This window comes from Proteus mirabilis ATCC 29906 (assembly GCF_000160755.1).
GTDB classification, from domain to species: domain Bacteria; phylum Pseudomonadota; class Gammaproteobacteria; order Enterobacterales; family Enterobacteriaceae; genus Proteus; species Proteus mirabilis.
This window is the reverse complement of sequence record NZ_GG668576.1, coordinates 138,350-159,955: the sequence shown is the minus strand read 5'-3', so window position 1 is coordinate 159,955 and position 21,606 is coordinate 138,350. Positions and strand designations below refer to the sequence as shown.

Annotated in this window: 19 protein-coding genes; 8 read left to right on the top strand and 11 right to left on the bottom strand. The window is 38.5% G+C overall.

What is annotated here, in order from left to right:
• Positions 1-585: 585 nt before the first annotated feature.
• The 6 genes from ruvB to aspS form a co-directional block, all read right to left on the bottom strand.
• The gene (ruvB, locus tag HMPREF0693_RS00785; protein WP_004242732.1) at positions 586-1,596 is read right to left on the bottom strand and encodes a Holliday junction branch migration DNA helicase RuvB; all 1,011 of its coding nucleotides are present in this window, start codon (positions 1,594-1,596) and stop codon (positions 586-588) included.
• 12 nt (positions 1,597-1,608) lie between these two features.
• Positions 1,609-2,232, bottom strand: a complete 624-nt coding sequence (ruvA, locus tag HMPREF0693_RS00780; protein ID WP_004242731.1) for a Holliday junction branch migration protein RuvA — start codon at positions 2,230-2,232, stop codon at positions 1,609-1,611.
• Between the two features lie 102 nt (positions 2,233-2,334).
• A complete protein-coding gene (ruvC, locus tag HMPREF0693_RS00775) occupies positions 2,335-2,856 on the bottom strand; it encodes a crossover junction endodeoxyribonuclease RuvC (RefSeq protein WP_004242730.1) in 522 nt (173 codons plus the stop codon).
• Between the two features lie 124 nt (positions 2,857-2,980).
• A complete protein-coding gene (locus HMPREF0693_RS00770) occupies positions 2,981-3,736 on the bottom strand; it encodes a YebC/PmpR family DNA-binding transcriptional regulator (RefSeq protein ID WP_004242729.1) in 756 nt (251 codons plus the stop codon).
• Between the two features lie 28 nt (positions 3,737-3,764).
• Positions 3,765-4,199 (bottom strand): dihydroneopterin triphosphate diphosphatase, encoded by a 435-nt coding sequence (gene nudB / locus HMPREF0693_RS00765; RefSeq protein WP_004247981.1) that lies wholly within the window; start codon positions 4,197-4,199, stop codon positions 3,765-3,767.
• 3 nt (positions 4,200-4,202) lie between these two features.
• Positions 4,203-5,987: an aspartate--tRNA ligase gene (aspS, locus tag HMPREF0693_RS00760; RefSeq protein WP_004251370.1), complete on the bottom strand. Its 1,785-nt coding sequence runs from the start codon at positions 5,985-5,987 to the stop codon at positions 4,203-4,205.
• 268 nt (positions 5,988-6,255) lie between these two features.
• Between aspS and HMPREF0693_RS00755 the strand changes: the two genes are divergently transcribed.
• The 5 genes from HMPREF0693_RS00755 (at position 6,256) to HMPREF0693_RS00735 (ending at position 12,408) form a co-directional block, all read left to right on the top strand.
• A complete protein-coding gene (locus HMPREF0693_RS00755) occupies positions 6,256-6,654 on the top strand; it encodes an MAPEG family protein (RefSeq protein WP_004242719.1) in 399 nt (132 codons plus the stop codon).
• Between the two features lie 184 nt (positions 6,655-6,838).
• Positions 6,839-7,588 carry a carboxy-S-adenosyl-L-methionine synthase CmoA gene (gene cmoA / locus HMPREF0693_RS00750; protein ID WP_004242718.1) on the top strand — a complete coding sequence of 250 codons (750 nt, stop codon included), beginning with the start codon at positions 6,839-6,841 and terminating at the stop codon, positions 7,586-7,588.
• 2 nt (positions 7,589-7,590) lie between these two features.
• Entirely contained in the window at positions 7,591-8,565 is a 975-nt protein-coding gene (gene cmoB, locus HMPREF0693_RS00745) for a tRNA 5-methoxyuridine(34)/uridine 5-oxyacetic acid(34) synthase CmoB (protein WP_004242717.1), read from the top strand.
• A 337-nt stretch (positions 8,566-8,902) separates the two neighbouring features.
• Positions 8,903-10,465: an ATP-binding cassette domain-containing protein gene (locus HMPREF0693_RS00740; protein ID WP_004242715.1), complete on the top strand. Its 1,563-nt coding sequence runs from the start codon at positions 8,903-8,905 to the stop codon at positions 10,463-10,465.
• A gap of 353 nt (positions 10,466-10,818) precedes the next feature.
• Positions 10,819-12,408, top strand: coding sequence for a phosphodiester glycosidase family protein (locus tag HMPREF0693_RS00735; protein ID WP_004242712.1), 1,590 nt, complete (start codon positions 10,819-10,821; stop codon positions 12,406-12,408).
• A 55-nt stretch (positions 12,409-12,463) separates the two neighbouring features.
• On the opposite strand, the gene cutC is transcribed toward HMPREF0693_RS00735, so the two are convergent.
• Together cutC and HMPREF0693_RS00725 are read right to left on the bottom strand one after the other, a co-directional pair.
• Positions 12,464-13,216, bottom strand: a complete 753-nt coding sequence (gene cutC / locus HMPREF0693_RS00730; RefSeq protein WP_004242710.1) for a copper homeostasis protein CutC — start codon at positions 13,214-13,216, stop codon at positions 12,464-12,466.
• Between the two features lie 166 nt (positions 13,217-13,382).
• Positions 13,383-13,937, bottom strand: coding sequence for a VOC family protein (locus HMPREF0693_RS00725; RefSeq protein WP_004242708.1), 555 nt, complete (start codon positions 13,935-13,937; stop codon positions 13,383-13,385).
• Between the two features lie 172 nt (positions 13,938-14,109).
• On the opposite strand from HMPREF0693_RS00725, the gene argS reads away from it, so the two are divergent.
• Positions 14,110-15,840 (top strand): arginine--tRNA ligase, encoded by a 1,731-nt coding sequence (argS, locus tag HMPREF0693_RS00720; protein WP_004242704.1) that lies wholly within the window; start codon positions 14,110-14,112, stop codon positions 15,838-15,840.
• Positions 15,841-15,988: 148 nt separating this feature from the next.
• Here argS and HMPREF0693_RS00715 read toward each other — a convergent pair whose 3' ends face one another.
• From HMPREF0693_RS00715 to rimJ, 3 genes are all read right to left on the bottom strand, one after another.
• Entirely contained in the window at positions 15,989-16,261 is a 273-nt protein-coding gene (locus HMPREF0693_RS00715; RefSeq protein WP_004242703.1) for a hypothetical protein, read from the bottom strand.
• Between the two features lie 1,039 nt (positions 16,262-17,300).
• Positions 17,301-18,836 (bottom strand): murein biosynthesis integral membrane protein MurJ, encoded by a 1,536-nt coding sequence (gene murJ / locus HMPREF0693_RS00710; RefSeq protein WP_004242702.1) that lies wholly within the window; start codon positions 18,834-18,836, stop codon positions 17,301-17,303.
• Positions 18,837-19,006: 170 nt separating this feature from the next.
• On the bottom strand, positions 19,007-19,588 hold the full coding sequence (gene rimJ / locus HMPREF0693_RS00705) for a ribosomal protein S5-alanine N-acetyltransferase (RefSeq protein WP_004247975.1): 582 nt from the start codon (positions 19,586-19,588) through the stop codon (positions 19,007-19,009).
• Between the two features lie 194 nt (positions 19,589-19,782).
• Between rimJ and mdtH the strand changes: the two genes are divergently transcribed.
• Positions 19,783-20,985: a multidrug efflux MFS transporter MdtH gene (mdtH, locus tag HMPREF0693_RS00700; RefSeq protein WP_004242700.1), complete on the top strand. Its 1,203-nt coding sequence runs from the start codon at positions 19,783-19,785 to the stop codon at positions 20,983-20,985.
• A 41-nt stretch (positions 20,986-21,026) separates the two neighbouring features.
• Entirely contained in the window at positions 21,027-21,581 is a 555-nt protein-coding gene (locus HMPREF0693_RS00695; RefSeq protein WP_004242699.1) for a lipoprotein, read from the top strand.
• Positions 21,582-21,606: the final 25 nt, after the last annotated feature.

The following is a 21,606-nucleotide window of genomic DNA, read 5'->3' as shown; positions in this document are numbered from 1 at the left end:
CAAAAAGTGTTTATCAGCATAAAATATGATGAATAAATAGACAAATTGCTCGCAACCCAAGAAACACTATGTACATAAAAATATATTTTGTAACAGAAATGTTAAATCAAAAATAGCGCATATAATCCATTGATTTTAAAGTATTAAAAATCAATTACATTGAATTATACTGTCCTTTTTCCATGAGCAGTCCAAATTGGTCAATATATTTAGCTGTTAAGCTCAATTTAATTAAAATATCATGCTAATTAAGCCACTATTTTTATTTAACACACTCAATATGCGTATATTTCGGTCTTATTTTTACGTACCAATACTCATTTTATGGGCGTTAATAATAAATAAATTCAATGAACGAGTAGGAAAAATAACGATTGATAGATAGCGAAGTTTTAATTTAATCGTCTGAGTTTCTATTGTTAGTATGTTAACGATAGTTATAAATTAAAAAATTATTTTTATATAATAAGGTGTAAATATAGAGATGAGATATATTGAGAATGAGAATAGAGGAAGGCAAAATAATTGAATGATTGGGCGAAATTAAACACCATCGCCCAATGATATCCAAAGCACTTTATCAGATCACGGTGCTTCCATAATGCGATTAAAGTGACGATAAGCATGATTTGTGGCTACACGACCACGGGGGGTGCGTTGAATAAAACCTTGCTGAATTAAATAAGGCTCTAATACATCTTCGATAGTTTCACGCTCTTCACCAATAGCTGCCGCAAGATTATCAAGCCCTACGGGGCCACCCATAAATTTATCAATAATGGCAAAGAGTAGTTTTCGGTCAAGATAGTCAAAACCGGCAGCATCAACATTAAGCATATCGAGTGCTTTAGACGCGATATCTTCATCAATTTCGCCATTACCTTTGACTTGAGCAAAGTCTCTTACTCGGCGTAATAAGCGGTTAGTAATACGCGGTGTGCCTCGTGAACGCATAGCAATTTGTCGCGCCCCTTCTGCGGTTATTTCTAACCCCATAAAGCTGGCACTACGTGCAACAATATGCTGTAAGTCATCGACATTATAGAATTCAAGGCGTTGTACAATACCAAAACGATCACGTAATGGAGAGGTTAACGATCCCGCTCGGGTCGTCGCCCCAACTAAAGTAAATGGCGGTAAGTCGATTTTAATGGAGCGTGCTGCCGGCCCTTCACCAATCATAATATCAAGTTGATAATCTTCCATTGCCGGATAGAGTATTTCTTCAACAACGGGCGAGAGTCGATGAATTTCATCAATAAACAGTACATCATGAGGCTCAAGATTGGTTAGCATAGCAGCAAGATCGCCAGCTTTCTCTAATACAGGCCCTGAGGTTGTACGTAAATTAACGCCCATCTCATTGGCAATAATATTAGCCAGCGTGGTTTTACCAAGCCCCGGCGGGCCAAAGATAAGTAAGTGATCTAAGGCATCATGACGTAGTTTAGCCGCCTGAATAAAGATTTCCATCTGTTCACGAACTTGTGGTTGTCCCACATATTCAGCAAGCAGCTTAGGACGAATAGCCCTATCGATAATTTCTTCTTCAGGTTGTTGTATATCTGCTGAAATCAGGCGATCTGCTTCAATCACAATCAATTACTCCTAAATCGCTGCGCGTAATGCTTCTTTGATAAGTGTTTCACTATCAGCACCCGCCGTTGCTACCCGACTAATCATCTTGGCAGCTTCTTGTGGTTTATAACCTAAGGCAATTAAGGCAGCGGAAGCTTCTGCTTCAATATCTGCAGCAGATGGCGCTTTCGATGATGCACTGGCTGGTAGCTCAATATCGCCGTTTTGTTCAAATAGATCGCCATTAAGCCCTTTGAAGCGATCTTTCATTTCAACCACTAATCGTTCTGCGGTTTTTTTACCGACTCCCGGTAATTTAACTAATGAGGAGATGGATTCATTTTCAATTGCGGTGACAAATTGGCGTGCAGACATTCCTGATAAAATAGCCAGTGCTAGCTTAGGCCCTACACCATTGACTTTTATCAATTCACGAAACAATGCCCGTTCTTGTTTTTGATTAAAACCATATAGTAATTGCGCATCTTCACGAACAATAAATTGTGTGTAGATAATCGCCTCTTGACCAATATCAGGTAACTCATAAAAACAGGTCATAGGCATATTTATTTCATAACCCACCCCATTACCCGCTTCGATCAGCACCACTGGTGGCTGTTTTTCAAGAATAACGCCCCTAATACGTCCTATCACCCTAACGCCTCCGCAAAAATATTGACGCCAAATTTATAACATAAAAAAAGCTGGACGTATATCCAGCCTGCGAAAAACTCATCTGTTTTACCAACAGATAGCCTATCTTAACCTGCCTCTCGTTAAAACAAGACGCGGATCACCTACACGCAATAAGTTTTGATTAAAGTGACAGTGTGTAATCGCAATCGCTAGCGCATCGGCAGCATCTGCCTGTGGCGCTGCAGATAGTTTTAAGATTGAGCGTACCATATGTTGTACTTGGCTTTTATCGGCTCCCCCTGTTCCTACCACACTCTGTTTTACTTGACGTGCCGCATATTCAAATACGGGAAGATCATTATTGACTGCCGCTAAAATCGCCACACCTCTTGCTTGGCCTAATTTTAATGCCGAGTCTGCATTTTTTGCCATAAAGACTTGTTCAACAGAAAATACATCGGGTGAAAATTGAGTGATGATTTCACTGACTCCCGCATAAATGCGTTTCAGTCGGCTTGGGAGATCAGGAACCTGTGTACGAATACATCCGCTTCCTAAATAGATAAGTTGTCGCCCTTGTTGGCGAATTACGCCATATCCCGTGACACGAGAGCCAGGGTCAATACCTAAAATAATAGCCATAACAATTCCTATGGCGGATAAGGTCGATGGCGAGAGAAAAGAGCAAATACGCTTGCTCTGCTCTTCTCTTCGCACTATTCAACGCAGTGTAAAACACCACTATTGGCCGTTATCGTGATACCAATTACAGAATATCTTCCAGTTGTTTTGCAACTTCATCAGAGATATCACCGTTGTGATACACTTCTTGCACATCGTCGCTATCTTCTAGCATATCGATAAGGCGCATTAATTTTGGTGCGGTATCAATATCAAGCTCTGCTTTTGTTGATGGGATCATGGAAACTTCCGCTGATTCAGCGACAAAACCCGCAGCATCCATGGCATCTTTTACTTCACCGAAAGCTTCAGGGGTTGTGTAAACGTCAATAGCACCATCATCATAAGTTTCAACGTCTTCTGCACCCGCTTCTAGTGCGGCTTCCATGACGGCATCTTCGTCAACACCCGGTGCATAAGAGATAACACCTTTTTTGGTAAAGAGATAAGATACCGAACCGTCCGTTCCTAAGTTACCACCTGTTTTGGTGAAGGCATGGCGAACATCGGAAACAGTACGGTTACGATTATCACTTAAACATTCAACCATAACAGCAGTACCACCAGGGCCGTAGCCTTCATAAATGATGGTTTCCATATTATCGTTTTCATCATTTCCCGCACCGCGAGCAATTGCGCGGTTTAGTGTGTCACGAGTCATGTTGTTAGATAATGCTTTATCAACTGCCGCACGTAAACGTGGGTTAGTTGCAGGATCACCACCACCTAAACGTGCTGCTGTAACTAATTCACGAATAATTTTAGTGAAAATCTTACCGCGTTTCGCATCTTGCGCTGCTTTACGGTGTTTAGTATTGGCCCATTTACTATGACCTGCCATGAAAATATCTCCAAACGTGGTCTAATAATTAAATAACAAATTCTTCAATCGCTTGCTGATTGCTGGCTGACTTAGTTAATTTTGCCGCCAGTGGCGCATCTAACCATTGGTATTGCGTATGCTCAGTCAGTTCAATTTCCCGTTCAGAGGGAAGTGCTAACATAAACCAATGTTCCTGACAATGTGTCACATTAGGCGCATAACGATGGCGAAAGTGTGCGAATATCTCAAAAATAATTGAACGATGGCAATCCACCAGCTCAAGATTTTCTTTTATGATATCAATTCCTACTTCTTCCTGCACTTCTCGTAATGCGGCCTGATAAGGTGTTTCGCCCTCTTCAAGGCTCCCTGTCACAGATTGCCAGAAATCAGGATCATCTCGACGCTTCAGCATAAGCACCCGCTTAGTCTGTTTGGCATAGATAACAACTAAAACACATACTGGGTGCTTATATTTCATCATTTACTCGTTATCTGTGCTAACTTCTTTTTCTGTCACTTGAATAGCCAGCTCTTTTAACGCGTCTTCATTTGCAAAACTTGGTGCATTGGTCATTAAGCAAGCCGCTGCCGTGGTTTTCGGGAACGCGATAACATCACGGATATTATCTGTTCCTGTTAATAACATCACTAAGCGGTCTAAACCAAATGCTAACCCTGCATGCGGTGGTGTACCAAATTTCAGAGCATCTAATAAGAAACCGAATTTCTCACGTTGCTCATCCGGAGTAATACCTAAAATGCTAAATACCGCTTGTTGCATTTCATTACGATGGATACGCACTGAGCCACCACCAACTTCATAACCGTTAATAACCATATCATAGGCATTAGCTACAGCGCCTACAGGATGTGCGGTTAGCTCTGCCGGCGTGAGATCTTTTGGTGAAGTAAATGGATGGTGCATTGCACTTAGGCTGCCGGTATCTTCATCTTCTTCAAACATTGGGAAATCAATAACCCACAGTGGTTTCCATGCGTTAAGATCAGTTAGTTCCAGATCACGACCGACTTTCAGGCGCAACGCTCCCATAGCATCACTCATGGTACCTTGACGACCCGCACCAAAGAAAATTAAGTCGCCATCTGTTGCATTTGTTGTCGCTAAGATGCTGTTAACCACATCATTAGTCAGGAATTTAGCAATAGGGCTTTGTACCCCTTCGATACCTTTTGCCTTTTCGTTGACTTTCATCCACGCTAGGCCTTTGGCACCATAAATACTGACAAATTGAGTATACTCGTCGATATTTTTACGAGTTAACGATGCACCACCCGGTACACGTAACGCGATAACACGACATTTTTCATCATTAGCAGCTTGTGCAAAGACGCTAAACTCAACATTTTTCACTAAATCAGCGATATCGATGAGTTCCATTGGGTTACGTAGGTCTGGTTTATCAGAGCCGTAACGACGCATAGCCTCTGCAAAGGTCATGACAGGGAATGCCCCTAAATCAACATTCAGGATATCTAGCCACAATGCGTGGATCATGCGCTCCATCACTTCACGCACTTGTTCTGCGGTCATGAAAGAGGTTTCAACATCGATTTGGGTAAATTCAGGTTGGCGATCAGCACGTAAATCTTCATCACGGAAACATTTTACGATTTGATAATAGCGATCAAAACCAGACATCATTAACAGCTGTTTGAAAAGCTGTGGTGATTGAGGTAATGCGTAGAATTTACCTTTATGAACACGACTTGGTACTAAATAGTCACGCGCACCTTCTGGCGTTGCTTTAGTTAGCATTGGCGTTTCTACATCAAGGAACCCTTCACCATCCATAAAGCGACGAACAAAACTTGTGATTTTCGCACGAGTTTTTAGGCGTTGTGACATTTCAGGGCGACGTAAATCTAAATAACGATAAGTTAAACGACGCTCTTCTGTATTCGTTTGGTTGCTATCTAAAGGTAGCGCTTCAGAACGGTTAAAAATAGACAGCGATTCTGCCGCTAGTTCAATTTCACCTGTTGCCATATTTTTATTAACTTGGCTATCAGGGCGAGCACGTACTGTTCCTGTGACTTGAATACAAAATTCATTACGCAGTTCTGAAGCCTGTGAAAATGCCTCTTTCTGCTCTGGGTCAAAAAAGACCTGAACGATACCTTCACGATCTCGCATATCAATAAAGATAAGTCCACCTAAGTCACGGCGGCGGTTAACCCAACCACAAAGAGTCACTTTTTGGCCCACATGGGCGCTATTCAACTGCCCACAATAATTAGTACGCATACAATATCCTTTTACTCAGCTTGTTGTGCTTTCTGCTGCGGAAATTTTGGCAATAGTCTTTTTCGAGTAGTGTCAAAAAAAAAGGCAGACATTATAACGAAAATTCTTCCCGACGATAAGAGTATAGACCTAGATTATATGATACATCTTTTCAAGGATTTGCTAATCCCCAAATAATTAATTAATAATAATTATTTATAGCGACATAAATCGCTTTGAGGTTTATCATTAAATTCGCCGTTTTTTTAGTTTTGGCAATGGAGAAAAGATGGTTAGCTCGCTTTATATCGTATTGGGCGCACTATTATTGATTAAATTGTCCCTAAATGTTGTAAAACTTAGAACACAATATCGAGTTGCATACGGTGATGGTGGTTTTTATGAGTTACAAACCGCTATTCGCGTCCATGGTAATGCAGTGGAATACATCCCTATTTCTATGATTTTATTACTTATCATGGAAATGAATGGCGCCTTTGTTTGGATGGTACATATTTGTGGCTCCATTTTAATAGCCGGTCGTCTTCTTCACTCTTACGGGTTGAAACACCGCGAGATACGCTGGCGTCGCTCTGGTATGGCCGCAACCTATTTATCAATGGTCTTAATGATCCTTGCTAATATTTACTTCCTTCCTTGGATACAAATTTTTTCCTTCTACTATTAATACCACAAGGAAAATATGATCATCCATGATCACAATAGACATCCTTGCTGTTGAGTCTAATAACGGCAAGGTATCGAAAAGGTTTACCTGTTTTTCTAATTTATTTCTAAATAATGCAACTTTGTGAGCAACGTCGCTTCTGGTAGAATACCCGCTTCTTTTATTCTTTAAGTCTATTTTAGTTATGTCTAATTCAAAATCAGCACCACAAGACAACTTATTTGCGACACCTATTGCTAATCTTGGTGACTGGCGCTTTGATGAAAAAGTCGCTGAAGTGTTCCCTGATATGATCAAACGCTCAGTGCCCGGTTACTCCAATATTATTTCTATGATAGGCATGTTAGCGGGTCGTTTTGTCACCCCTCACAGCCAAGTTTATGACTTAGGATGTTCGTTAGGTGCTGCTACCCTTTCTATGCGTCGTAATATCGATGTAGCGGGATGTAAAATTATTGGTGTTGATAATTCACCTGCGATGGTTGAGCGTTGTCAACGTCATATTGATGCTTATAAAGCAGCAACACCCGTTGAAATTATTGAAGGCGATATCCTTGATATTGACATTAATAATGCCTCAATGGTTGTCCTTAATTTCACCTTACAATTTTTAGCCCCTGATAATCGCCAAAGATTATTAAATCGAATTTACCAAGGGTTAAATCCTGGTGGGGTTTTAGTGTTATCAGAAAAATTCAGTTTTCAAGATAAACAAATTGGTGAATTACTGTTTAATATGCACCACGACTTTAAACGTGCTAATGGCTACAGTGAATTAGAGATTAGTCAAAAACGTAGTATGTTAGAAAATGTGATGCTCACTGATCCTGTTGAAACACATAAATCACGCTTACATCAAGCAGGTTTTCCTCATGCTGAAGTTTGGTTCCAATGTTTTAATTTTGGCTCTCTGTTAGCCATTAAAGGCGAATAATCATGATAAATTTTAGCTCATTTTATCAACATATTGCGCAAGATGAACGGTTATTTCATTGGCTTGATACGCTGCCGGCACAATTATCAGAATGGCGCGCCCATGCTTTACATGGCCATTTTGCTTCATGGGAAAGAATGCTGGAAAACTTACCTGAGATTACGCCCACTGAACTTAATTTAAAGCAAGGTGTTATCGCCAATAAAACCCCAGCATTAAGTACCGGTGAACAACTTGGTTTAACAAATATTCTAAAAGCATTAATGCCATGGCGCAAAGGCCCTTTTTCTCTTTATGGTGTCAATATTGATACTGAATGGCGTTCAGACTGGAAATGGGATCGCGTATTGCCCCATCTTTCGCCTCTTAAAGGCCGATTAGTTTTAGATGTTGGTTGTGGCAGTGGTTATCATATGTGGCGGATGCTTGGTGAAGGGGCTGATTTTGTTGTCGGTATCGATCCCACTCAGCTCTTTTTATGCCAATTTGAAGCAGTCAGAAAATTATTAGGTAACGATCAGCGTGCCCATTTAATTCCTGTCGGCATTGAACAAATGCCAGAACTAAATGCTTTTGATACGGTATTTTCAATGGGGGTTCTTTACCACCGTCGTTCACCACTTGATCATCTTTGGCAATTGAAAAATCAGCTCGTTTCTGGTGGTGAATTAGTATTAGAGAGTCTTGTGATTGATGGTGATGAATTCCAATGTTTAATTCCTGGTGAGCGTTATGCACAGATGCGTAATGTGTACTTTATACCGTCAGCCAAAATGCTCAAAGTATGGTTAGAAAAATGCGGTTTTAAAGATGTACGCATTGTTGATGAAAATGTCACATCACTCGAAGAGCAACGTAAAACGGATTGGATGGTGACTGATTCATTAGAAGCATTCTTAGATCCTCTCGATCACACCAAAACCGTTGAAGGCTATCCAGCTCCTAAACGGGCAATTTTAATTGCGACTAAACCTTAATTAACCACGAGTCATTTCTATAAGAAGGGTATTTATCAATAATACCCTTTTTATAACCTGTTGGTTTTATTTTCTGTTTATATAAAATCCCCGTGTCTATAAACAATAAATTTTATTTGAGTATTGATTAAGGTTTTTTTGTCATTATAATTCTTCATGATTTTATCTTTTTTTCTCTCCAAGAGGTACTTCCCTACAATGAACTAAATTCTGCCAGAAAATTCTCTCAATACCGTTTTGGTATCCATTTTCTGTTACTGGCAGACACTCGTTTATTGCTCTATAAACTCAATTAAGATCATTGCTGTCTGCCACCTATTTTTTAGGAGGCTTAATTATGACGATCGCCTGTCAATTTTCTCAGCTTAATATTGAATTCAATCAAGAAGCGCTTTTCCCACCGCTGACTCATTCACTGGCTTGCCAAAGAAATGCTTTAATTGGTCAGAACGGTAAAGGAAAATCGGTGCTGTTAAAATTGTTAGCACAAAAACTATTGCCTTCATCAGGCCATATCATGTGGCGTATGCCTTTTATTCATGTCGATCAGCTTACTCGCCTAACAGGTAACACCATTGCTGATGCTTTAGGTATAGATACTTTTTTTCAAGCATTTAAACGGGTTGATAACGGCAGTGCTTCATTAGAAGATTTTGAGTTACTTGAAGATAAGTGGCATTTGCCCATGACTTGGCAAAATTTACTTCATTCAGCACAACTGCCGGTTTCACTTGATACACCTATTCCCCACTTAAGTGGTGGTGAGCAAACGCGTTTAGCATTATGTCAGGCTTTTTTACATGACGATCATTTTCTATTATTAGATGAACCAGATAACCATCTCGATCATCAAGGTCAGCAATGGCTCGTTGAACAATTAATGCATCATAAATCAGGTGTATTATTTATTAGCCATAATCGACATTTATTATCTTATGCTGAAAATATATTTGAACTGAGTGAAAAAGGCTTACAAGAATATGGCGGTAATTATTCGCTTTATGAAACACAAAAAAATGCGCAAATAGCCTCAATCGAAGCTGCAAATGAGCGTATCAATAGTCAAATAAAACAGGAAAAACGCCAACAACATGTAACATTACAAAAAGCATTAAAGCGACGTAAACAAGGTGAAAAGATAAGAAACAGCGGCTCTCAATCACTGTTACTTCTTGATATGCAAACCAATCGAGCTGAGAAAAAACAGTCATCAATAGCTAAACGACATCAGCGCGTTATGGATGATATGCAGTCACAAAAACAACAGTTAGAACAAGAGTTAACTCATATTCATCAGCAAAAATTAATATTAAACTATCAAGGCGATGGCCATCGGTTAAATGTATTTGCCACAGAGCTTGTTTTACCTTTTGGCAAGCAAACTCCCTACTCCTTTTCCGCTTATGGTGGTGAACATTGGCATATACAAGGTAAAAATGGCAGCGGTAAGTCAACCTTATTAAAATGTTTAATGGGCAAGCTATCCCCGTTATCCGGCGAATATCGTCTCAACCCAAATTATTGCTATCTTGATCAACATTTAACTTTATTAGATAAATCATTACCCGTTGCTGAAGCGTTATATCAATATCAGCCATTAATGACCATTGAGCAGTGGCGCACAAAACTGGGTATGTTACGTATTCGAGGTAACAAGTCTTTATTTCCTTTAGAAACACTCAGTGGCGGTGAGCAATTAAAAGCAACACTATTAGCATTAATTTATAGTCCTCAACCCCCTGCCGTTTTATTATTAGATGAACCTGATAATTATTTAGATTTAGACTCTAAACAGTTATTGGAAAATTTATTATCTCAATATCAAGGAACATTATTATTAATCTCTCACGATGAAGATTTTGTTAAACAATGTGGTATAACAAATACATTATTACTCTAATAGCAACATACCAAACTAATTAGCTCCCACGTTAAAACAGTATAGACGCTAGAAGCAATAAAAATTTTTAGCGTCTTTATTGCTAATAATCTTTTTATTTTTAATCTTAACATAAACATTATTAGCAGTTTCTATTGTTTTATTTAATTTTTTGGATATTTATTTTTAACAGTCTGTTAATTATAAAACTTAACTCAATAAACACTATTTCAATATTATTTTCCACTGTGAGGAATTTTATAATATAAAAAGCAGTAAAACATTTGCTAACTTTAATCTTTAACTTATTCATTATTAATGAGGATCTATTTTAATTTTTATCAAATTATTGTTAGCCAAATGGAGAAAACTTTATGTTAAAACATTATTTATTAGCCATTATTATAGGGTGCAGTATATTTCCTGCCTTCTCTGCCACTGTGCCATCAAAGCAAGATAATAGTCCCGCGCCAGCAGCAAAATGGAATTGCTGGGGAAGAAAAGAAGTGAATATGTCTAATCGAAATATCAATAATAAATCGGTCAGTTTAAAGTTAAGTACTGATATTTGTGATAGAAAAGATCTAAGACCATTATTTATCGATGTTTATCTACACAAGATATCCTTTAAAGGGGCGAAATACGATGGGATAACTATTGATATTATCGCCAATGCCACTCATAAATTAACAGGGAAAACACAAGAAATAAGATCAACAGAAAATATTAATAACATAGATGAACATGTGCAGAGATTGCAGTTTAGCGCAGTGCGTTCGGGAGATTATAACGTAGATATAAAACAGATATGGCTTATTTTTAGGGAGCATGGTAAAGCAGTAGGTTCATTTCAGATAACAGGGGATAATGCTCGTAATGGCGAGGCTTATATCGAATCTCATATCACCTATAATGCAATGCTTTCTCTCATTGAGAACGCAAAATCAGAAACATTAACAACAGGAAAACCAAGTCATATCGTTTTTGGTGGTCATTATGAAATACCAATGAATGCAGGCTCAGGAACCTATACATTAGCCAATAACGGCAATCTATTGATTATTCCTAGAATTCATGAAAAAGAAAAATACCTTATTCCTCATCTATTAGGTGATACTCATCAAGGCGAGGCAGCCCGCTGCGAAGGTAATACAAATGCTAAAACACAGGATGGCACTTCACAGACAGCGGAGCTTTATACCCCAGAACAGGCATGGAACAAACTAGATAAACCGTTAGTGGCTTTAAATGCAAACTATTTTGATGTTCGTCCTCAACTCAATAACACCACTTGGCAGAGTAATCTTTGCTCAGTGCCATTAGGGATATATTACGATAATATCGCACAAGGACCCACTCATGGTACTCATAACGAGCCCAATCAGTTTTTTGCAGGGCCTAATTACTTTATCAATAACAATAATGAGCAAATCGCATTAGATGCACTGTTTTGGGTGTTAGATCAAACATCTAGGATAGATATCTACTATAGCAAAAAAGTATCTGATCCTGCGATTGAACTGTATGCCAATGAACTCTCTTTATCAGGATATCACTTTATTGCTATATCAGGCTCCGGTTTACCTGTTCGCGGATTAACACCACTCCCTACCCCTGATTCTGGCGATTCAGAGACAACCCGACTCGCAATGGGTGCTGATGATAACAATAGCCTTATTTATATTTTCCAAGGTGGTAGTTATAGAGAGGGAATAAGCCGCAATGATCTGCATCATTTATATTATGGCCTTAGCATTGCGCAATCTATGGAGTTAGATGGCGGTGGCTCAGCTGCGCTGGCTTTAAAGGCAGATGAATTCACAGTAAGAGGTGATACAAGGCCTGATTCATCTTGTAACGAAGCAGGTTTGTGGTGCTCTTTGATAACACAACCTGACGGAAAACATCGCCCCGTTCCATCTTGGATTGGTCTGGCTATTAATAATCTAGCTATTGGTCAATAAATTTAATAAAGGGAGTGAAACACTATCACTCCCTTTCGATTTATAAAAGATTATATTAATTAACAGATGTTGTATAAATACTCATAATATCCTTCATTGCCCCCACCACATCTTCATCCACACAATAATGGGTAAATTCATCCACTTCGCTGTCTGAACTCATGGTGACCCCCGCTTTACGATAATTCATTGTCGAGGGTGCTTGTTTGCCCGCTGAGCTATGGATCTCTTGTAATCCCGAATCTAAAAATTTCTGAATATTACTTAAACGAACTCCCGCCCCCGCCATAATAATCGGCCCTTGGGTTTTTTCATTCAGTGTTCTTAATAGAGGTAAGCCTAATTCAGCATTAGCTTGCTGACCTGAAGTTAAAATACGAGCAACACCTAATTGAGTCAGCTGATCTAACGCTAGCAATGGATTAATACACATATCAAAAGCGCGATGAAACGTAATGGCTAAAGGCCCTGCTAATTCCATCAAAATCGCCATTTTAGGTAAATCAATGTGACCTTCTTCATTTAATATACCAACCACAGCACCGGAAAAACCCATATCACGGATCATACTGATATCGTTTTTCATCGCAGCAAAATCGGCTTGGCTATAACAAAAATCACCACCACGCGGACGAATAATAGGATGAACGGGGATACGAACGAGATCTATGACTTGTTTTAATATTCCATAACTCGGTGTTACACCCCCTTCTGACGGGCTTGTACACAGCTCAATTCTATCAGCCCCCGAACGTTCTGCGATCAGTGCGCATTCTGCACCAAAGCAGCAAATCTCCAGTTTTGCCATACCACCCCTCTCTATCCTTAATACAGAAAGCAATTAGAAAATAACGATATTTCTCAGCAACTACTATCAGTAATTGTTAATAATAGTTGTCGAATATCGTTACTCATTCAATTCCAATATCAGAATTTTGTGCTGATACAAGCAATTTATTTTCTAAAAATGTTGTTCAACACTCACTTTCTACAATTTTCAGTAAGGAATATGGGTGATACTTTATGGTAACGATACCATCGGTTATGGCAACGGTTGGATTAGGTAAACGTTCTTTTTCAGCTTTAGGTTCACTTATTTTAATTTTAATCCCTTCAGGTAAAGGATGGGGTAATAATGTCATCACCTTTTCAACTAATTTTTCAGGAGCAACATTTATTACCTGTTCAATATGTTCCCAACCTTGATATTGGTATTTTTTATCTGTTGGATAAGGTAACTCAACAATAGATATTTGCTGGCCTAACAGTGTTAAAGGTGAGGCTAGCTTAAAGAGATAAATAGGTCGCCCATTAATCATATTATCTGAAATACACTCGCCACATTGACTTAAGCCATTACGCCACTGTTCTGCTAACGCCAAATCGTGACAACGTAACGATATATGATCGGTTTGATAAGCATCAAGGTCGAGGGATAGTTTATTCGCCAGTAGAGTTAAATTTTTTGCAAATAGAGGAAGCTCTTGCGTTAAGTTATTTAAGAAAGGAATTGCGGAAAAAAGCACCATGATAAGTAACCTAAGAGAAAAAACAGAGAAAAACCCTTAAAGATAAGGCGCAGATAGTAGCATGTTCTAGCTAGAATATGTTATAAATTCAAGGTTAAATTCATATTCTTTATAAAAACCTGTCTGGCTAATGTCGTCAGGTTTTATTTTCTCAATAATTTAAGGTAACCCGGTGAATATTCAGGCTTTTCTTTCAGAAAAAATCAGTATGGCGATGAGCGCTGCTGGCGCCCCTGCTGATAGCGAACCACTTGTCCGTCAGTCAGCTAAAGTGCAATTTGGTGACTATCAGGCGAATGGTGTCATGGGAGCGGCAAAAAAAATGGGTATCCCACCCCGACAACTCGCAGAAAAAATTCTGGAACACCTTGATATCACAGATATTGCAGATAAAGTTGAAATAGCAGGCCCTGGTTTTATCAATATCTTCTTATCACCCGTTTGGGTTGCACAACAAGCCGAATTCGCATTAGCGGATGAGCACCTTAATATTACCAAGGTAACCCCTGAAACGATTGTGATTGACTACTCATCACCTAACGTTGCAAAGCAAATGCATGTGGGTCACTTGCGTTCAACCATTATTGGTGATGCCAGCGCACGTACTCTCTCTTTTTTAGGTCATAATGTTATTCGCGCTAATCACCTTGGTGATTGGGGTACGCAATTCGGTATGCTGATTGCTTATTTAGAGAAAAAGCAAAATGAAAATGCCGCAGATATGGCATTAGCGGATCTCGAAGAGTTCTATCGTGAAGCTAAAAAATGTTATGACGAAGATGAAGTATTCGCTGAACGTGCCCGTAATTATGTCGTTAGACTACAAGGTGGTGATGAATACTGCCGTACTATGTGGCGCAAGCTTGTCGATATCACAATGCAACAAAATCAGCTAACTTATCAACGCCTTAATGTCACTTTAACCGAAGATGATATTATGGGTGAAAGTCTTTATAACCCAATGCTGCCGGGTATTGTTGCTGATCTTAAAGCAAAAGGTCTTGCTGTTGAAAGTGAAGGCGCTACTGTTGTTTTCCTTGATGAATATAAAAACAAGGAAGGCGAACCAATGGGAGTCATTATCCAGAAAAAAGATGGTGGTTACCTTTATACAACAACGGATATTGCCTGTGCTAAATATCGCCATGAACAATTACATGCAAACCGCGTATTATATTACATCGACTCACGTCAACATCAGCATTTAATGCAGGCTTGGACTATCGTCCGTAAAGCAGGCTATATTCCTGATAGTATGTCACTCGAACACCATATGTTTGGCATGATGTTAGGTAAAGATGGGCGTCCATTTAAAACGCGCTCGGGTGGCACAGTACGTTTAACTGACTTACTCGATGAGGCTCATGAAAGAGCATTAACATTAATTCGCGAAAAAAATCCTGATATGGATGAAGAGGAATTAAATAATATTGCTCGTGTAGTGGGCATTGGTGCTGTTAAATACGCAGATTTATCAAAGAACAGAACCACCGATTATATTTTCGATTGGGATCTGATGTTAAGTTTTGAAGGTAATACTGCACCTTATATGCAATATGCCTATACTCGTGTTGCCTCTATCTTTAAACGTGCAGAAATAGATGAAAGCGCATTAACCCAGCCTATCTCATTAACACAGCCTCATGAAAAACAACTGGCACTACGTTTAGTACAGTTTGACGAGACTATCACGCAGGTTGCACGTGAAGGTACACCTCATGTAATGTGTGCATACTTATATGATTTAGCGCAGTCCTTCTCAGGTTTTTACGAGAACTGCCCTATTCTATCGGCCGAAGATGACAATGTACGCCAAAGCCGTCTTAAGCTAGCACGTTTAACAGCAAGAACCTTAAAGCAAGGCTTAGAGACTTTAGGTATTGAAACTGTCGATAGAATGTAATTAAGCCATTATATTTATCTAAAAAAACCGATGGTGAAATCACCATCGGTTTTTCATTATAGAAACTTAATAGATAGAAACTTAATAGCGAGTTGATTAACCGTTACTATCTTAACTAACAATAAACCATGCCTTGATGCTAATATCACTAGTCTTCATTAGCCGTGATCACATCCTCACAGAGAAGACCAGAAACATCTTTAACATCAATCCAACCATCAACACTGTCTATTGGCTTATCTGGGCTGTATAAGCGCTGATCAACATCTTTTGCCGTAAAGCTGACTTGTTCATTAGTTTTATTAAATACGCCGACACAGTTAACGGGTGTCAGTTGAGAGGTTTTGATTTTTCCATCTGCAGTGCAACCAGCAAGAAATAATGTGGCTAATGATACCGAAAAGATAATGGCCTTTTTCATAATCGCTCCTAAAACACACTTTATTTTTTAGTGTGATAAAATACTCGTTAAATGATTATTTAGTAGTTTTTATTCTACATATTCAACGGTTATAACGCTTGATAGCTTAGTTAATTATAATAAATTAGATAGAAAATAATTTGCGTTATAGAGCTATTAATAGAAAAAATAAAGAAAGGTATTCAAGAATAAGAAAAGAGAGGGAAAAACAGAAAACAAAGACGAGAGAAATGAAAAAACCACTATCAGGTTTTAGACCTAAAATGAGTAGTTATAACTACTTACCAATCACAGATCCAAAATAAATTTCATTATTAACACAATCTACTGTTCACTGCTTATCCCTAGCAATCGCATTATCTATCCGAAGCGCAGACAAAATAGATATGATTGCTTTCAGTAGTACTGAACGATAACAAGCAAATAACTTTACAGTCACTGTTAATCTACCTGAATGAAAAAATAATAATATGTCTCAAATCAAAGAATTCAAATGTTTTAAAATATAGCTCAACATTTTGAAATATTCGTAATATCTCATCATTTAGTAAGAAATATTTAACAGATGTGTCAATTTTTAAACCTAAACAACACAAGAGAGTTTATCTAAAAAAAGATAATTTGTCAAAGCGTAAGTTGCTAGAAAATAGCGTCTATTTTTTTACTTTATGTAAAATATTACTTAAAGTACACAATTTGTCTAAACCCATCACCTTTAAAATATGTTAAGTTTTTCTTATTAATTAACGGTTAAATATGGGCTAATATAGGCAAAAAATGGAGAATTTATTTATTTGACAGAAAAAAAATTAATAAAAAAATAAATATTTATCTCTTGTTTTCCTTCACGACTATTCGCTAGAAAATTTAATCATGTATTTTATTGCGTAAATTACATGGTATAAATGTGATCTAGATAACAATATTTTTTGTCTAAAATAAGAGAAAAACACTAACTATAGGTGATGTTAAATAGTGGTAATAAATAGACAACGCCCCACTTTGTTACACTCAGTGAGGCGCCAGTTTGACAATAAAATTATAATGCGCGTAGAGAAAAATGCTTCGGTCTAAATCCAACAGCATATAAAGTGACAAAATAACTTGCGGCACCAGCAACAACAACAAGTAATAAACGTAAAATACGCATTAGCATATTCCCTTGTTGCCAATCAGGCATCACCCATAGCATGCCGACTAATACAGCACTCATCACAGCTAACGCAATAGCAAGTTTTAATAAAAAGATAGGCCAACCCGCTAATGGTTGATAAATATCTTGTTTACGGATTTGCCAAAATAGCATTCCTGCATTAAAACAAGCGGCTAATCCAATCGAAAGAGCCAGTCCCACATGCTTTAAACTCCCAACAAAAGCAAGGTTCATTAATTGAGTCAAAATAAGCGTTGCAATGGCAATTTTAACCGGGGTTTTAATATCTTGGCGAGAATAAAAGCCCGGTGCTAATATTTTTATAATAATTAACCCCATTAACCCAATGCAATACGCCACTAATGCTTGTTGAGTCATTAGAGCATCATGCCCATTAAAATTACCATATTGAAATAACGAAATGGTTAAAGGGCCTGATAATAAAGCCAAACCCAAGGTACAAGGTAAAGCCAATAAAAAACAAAGCCTTAATCCCCAATCCATTAATTTCTGATATTCTTGTGTGTTGCCGCTGGCAAAACTTTTAGATAATGAAGGTAATAGAATTGTTCCTAATGCCACCCCTAACACACCAGTAGGAAGTTCCATTAGGCGATCGGCGTAATACATCCAAGAGACTGAGCCAGACACCAAGAATGAGGCAAAAATAGTATTGATGATCAGCGAAATTTGGCTGACAGAAACCCCTAAAATAGCGGGTCCCATCAATTTAATAACACGCCACACTCCGCTATTTTTAAACGAGATCCGCGGTAATACCAACATCCCTATTTTTTTCAGATGCGGAAGTTGATACCCCAACTGTAAAATTCCTCCTGCTAAAACAGCCCAAGCAAGCGCCATAATAGGTGGATCACAATAAGGAGCAACAACGAGAGCAAAAAAGATCATACTCACGTTTAACAACGTAGGTGCAAAAGCTGGAACAGAAAAGCGATTCCAAGTATTTAAAATAGACCCTGTTAATGATGCTAATGAAATTAATAAAATATAGGGAAAGGTGATTTTCAATAGATCCGTTGTGAGTTGGAATTTATCCGCTGAATCAGCAAAACCGGGTGCCGTAATATAAATAACCCACGGTGCGGCAACTATCCCTATTACTGTGACAATCGCTAAGATCAACGTCAGCATTCCCGATACATAAGCAATAAAGGTACGAGTTGCCTCTTCTCCCTGTTGACTTTTATACTCAGCTAAAATAGGAACAAATGCCTGTGAAAATGCGCCTTCGGCAAAAATGCGTCGCAATAGATTAGGTAGTTTAAAAGCAACAAAAAAAGCATCGGTTGCCATACCTGCGCCAAAAATACGCGCAATAATCGCATCACGAATAAAGCCCAGTACTCGTGAAAACATCGTCATCGAACTCACTGCAGCCAGTGATTTAAGTAAATTCATAGTTCATTCTAGTGTTTGTTGTGGTAAGGAATAAAAAGAAAGAGACTATACTCCGTCTCTCACACTGAAAAATCAATCATCAACTTGCTAGGAATACACTTAACTGTTTTTTTGATCAAAAAATAGTTCACCTTAGTCAAAAAACTCACTATTTTAATGTATATTCGCCATTATCCTTTGGGAGAAGGACGAGTTGTTAATGCGGTCAGCACATGATCACGCCATTCTTGATTTATCTGCAGATAATTTTTAGCGTAACCTTCTCGTTCAAAGCCATGTTTAGCCAATAAATTTCCACTGCGTAAATTATGAGGCATATAATTTGCCATAATACGATGCATTCCTTGTTGACGTTGCATAAAGCGTAATGTTTCATGCAATGCTTCTGACATATAGCCTTGCCCTTGCCACTTCTCACCGACTGAATAACCTAAAAAGCAGGCATTAAAAGCACCACGCATGACATTGCTGTAATTAGCGACCCCAATGACTTCATCTTCTTTTGGCGTCAATAATAGAAAATGAAAAGCACTCTCTTGGCGGTGCAATTCATTTATATAAAGTAAGCGGTGCTCCCACCCTGAAGGTAAATAGTGCGATTTATCTCTTACTGGCTCCCAAGGGATCAAGAAATGGCGGTTTAGTGTATAGTAATTAGCTAACTTCTCTGCATCTCTTTCATAAGCTAAGCGAACGATCATTCTTTTCGTTTCAAAACGAACTTTAGGGATCCCACTACGATAACCAAACATATCAGTCCTGTTGTATTTTTGATTAATCTTATTCTGAAGTAATCCTACTATTTCTAGCATTATCATCAATAAAAAAATATCATCTATAATAAGCTATCAATTAATAAAATTAACAGACAGAATAGATAAACAAAGCTCTGTCTTTGCCCTCCCTTTTATTTATTTTAAATCATTTGTTTAACTTATGGTGAATAATGGCACTGGTAACACAAGCTCGCACCTTGGGGAAATACTTTCTCCTCCTTGACAATATGCTGGTTGTTTTAGGATTTTTTGTCGTATTCCCTTTAATATCAATTCGGTTTGTTGAGCAATTAGGCTGGGCGGGTGTGATTGTCGGCTTTGCCCTTGGGTTAAGACAACTTGTTCAGCAAGGCTTAGGCATTTTTGGCGGTGCCATCGCCGACCGATTTGGTGCTAAGCCGATGATTATTACCGGTATGCTATTACGTGCTCTTGGCTTTGCATTAATGGCTTTAGCGGATGAACCTTGGATCCTTTGGTTATCTTGTATTTTATCTGCACTCGGTGGCACTTTATTTGATCCGCCAAGAACTGCCCTCGTGATAAAATTAACTCGCCCTTATGAACGGGGTCGGTTTTATTCTTTATTATTAATGCAAGATAGTGCGGGTGCCGTTATTGGGGCTTTAATTGGCAGTTGGTTACTCCTTTATGATTTCCATTTAGTTTGTTGGGTTGGCGCTGGCGTATTCGTTCTTGCGGCTATTTTTAATGCTTGGTTACTACCTGCCTATCGTATATCAACCACGAGAACACCGATAAAAGAAGGGCTAAAACGCGTTATTCTTGATAAACGTTTTGTTCAGTATGTTCTTACTCTTACGGGATACTTTGTACTGTCGGTACAAGTTATGCTGATGTTTCCGATTGTTGTTAATGAAATTGCCGGCACCCCTAGCGCAGTAAAATGGATGTATGCGATTGAAGCTTTATTATCATTAACACTGCTTTACCCTATTGCCCGTTGGAGTGAAAAACATTTTCGCCTAGAACAGCGCTTAATGGCAGGATTATTTCTGATGAGTATCAGTATGTTTCCTGTGGGGATCACCCACTCATTACATGCCATATTTCTTATTATCACCCTATTTTACCTAGGCACTATTACCGCAGAGCCTGCTCGAGAAACATTAAGTGCCTCTTTAGCAGATCCTCGTGCTCGAGGCAGTTATATGGGTTTTAGTCGATTAGGGTTAGCTTTTGGTGGCGCGATTGGCTATACCGGAGGGGGATGGATGTATGATATTGGCAAACAACTTGAACTGCCTGAACTACCTTGGTTTTTATTAGGCTCAATAGGATTTATCACCCTTTACGCACTACATCGACAATTTAATCGTAAAAAAATTGAAACAGCCATGCTTACCCCATAGAGATCAGGTACACTTAGCGTGTTTACCATCAAGGAGTGTGTATGAAAGCTATTTTTTTGACTGCTTTATTTGTATTAACTAGTTTAGTGACTGGCTGTGATCAAATCAGACAATTTGATGTCAGTGAAAAAGTAATTAATGACTATCTGAGTCAAAAATCGGGATTACAAAAACACATTGGGGAAGACGGTGTTGTTTCTGCCGATATCACATTAAGTGGTTTAGCGATCCAAATTGGTCGTACTGAGCCTGGAAAAGTGAGCTTTTCTGGTAGTGCTTCTCTTAAAATTGATTCTTTGTTTGGCAAAACTGGCGCGAATGTGAATTTAACTTTATCAGGCCAACCCTTTTATCAAGCAGAGCTTGGGGCGATATATATCAAGTCAATGAAAATTGATAGCTATAAAGTGTCTCCTGAAAAAATGGAGCCGGTTGTAATGGCATTAAAACCTTACTTAGATACGACTATTGCGACTTATTTTGATAATCAGCCTGTTTATGTGCTCAACCCTGAAAAAAATAGTGCAGAAGCGGCTGCCTTTAAATTAGCAAAAGGGATTGAAGTTAAACCGGGTAAGTTTGTGATCCAACTTTAATCACAAAATGGTTAATTAAATATTT

Bases quoted from the DNA above. Each gene is read 5' to 3' on its own strand.
- ruvC (WP_004242730.1), bottom strand. From the start codon at position 2,856: ATGGCTATTATTTTAGGTATTGACCCTGGCTCTCGTGTCACGGGATAT.
- HMPREF0693_RS00770 (WP_004242729.1), bottom strand. From the start codon at position 3,736: ATGGCAGGTCATAGTAAATGGGCCAATACTAAACACCGTAAAGCAGCG.
- nudB (WP_004247981.1), bottom strand. From the start codon at position 4,199: ATGAAATATAAGCACCCAGTATGTGTTTTAGTTGTTATCTATGCCAAA.
- aspS (WP_004251370.1), bottom strand. From the start codon at position 5,987: ATGCGTACTAATTATTGTGGGCAGTTGAATAGCGCCCATGTGGGCCAA.
- HMPREF0693_RS00755 (WP_004242719.1), top strand. From the start codon at position 6,256: ATGGTTAGCTCGCTTTATATCGTATTGGGCGCACTATTATTGATTAAA.
- cmoA (WP_004242718.1), top strand. From the start codon at position 6,839: ATGTCTAATTCAAAATCAGCACCACAAGACAACTTATTTGCGACACCT.
- cmoB (WP_004242717.1), top strand. From the start codon at position 7,591: ATGATAAATTTTAGCTCATTTTATCAACATATTGCGCAAGATGAACGG.
- HMPREF0693_RS00740 (WP_004242715.1), top strand. From the start codon at position 8,903: ATGACGATCGCCTGTCAATTTTCTCAGCTTAATATTGAATTCAATCAA.
- HMPREF0693_RS00735 (WP_004242712.1), top strand. From the start codon at position 10,819: ATGTTAAAACATTATTTATTAGCCATTATTATAGGGTGCAGTATATTT.
- cutC (WP_004242710.1), bottom strand. From the start codon at position 13,216: ATGGCAAAACTGGAGATTTGCTGCTTTGGTGCAGAATGCGCACTGATC.
- HMPREF0693_RS00725 (WP_004242708.1), bottom strand. From the start codon at position 13,937: ATGGTGCTTTTTTCCGCAATTCCTTTCTTAAATAACTTAACGCAAGAG.
- HMPREF0693_RS00715 (WP_004242703.1), bottom strand. From the start codon at position 16,261: ATGAAAAAGGCCATTATCTTTTCGGTATCATTAGCCACATTATTTCTT.
- murJ (WP_004242702.1), bottom strand. From the start codon at position 18,836: ATGAATTTACTTAAATCACTGGCTGCAGTGAGTTCGATGACGATGTTT.
- rimJ (WP_004247975.1), bottom strand. From the start codon at position 19,588: ATGTTTGGTTATCGTAGTGGGATCCCTAAAGTTCGTTTTGAAACGAAA.
- mdtH (WP_004242700.1), top strand. From the start codon at position 19,783: ATGGCACTGGTAACACAAGCTCGCACCTTGGGGAAATACTTTCTCCTC.
- HMPREF0693_RS00695 (WP_004242699.1), top strand. From the start codon at position 21,027: ATGAAAGCTATTTTTTTGACTGCTTTATTTGTATTAACTAGTTTAGTG.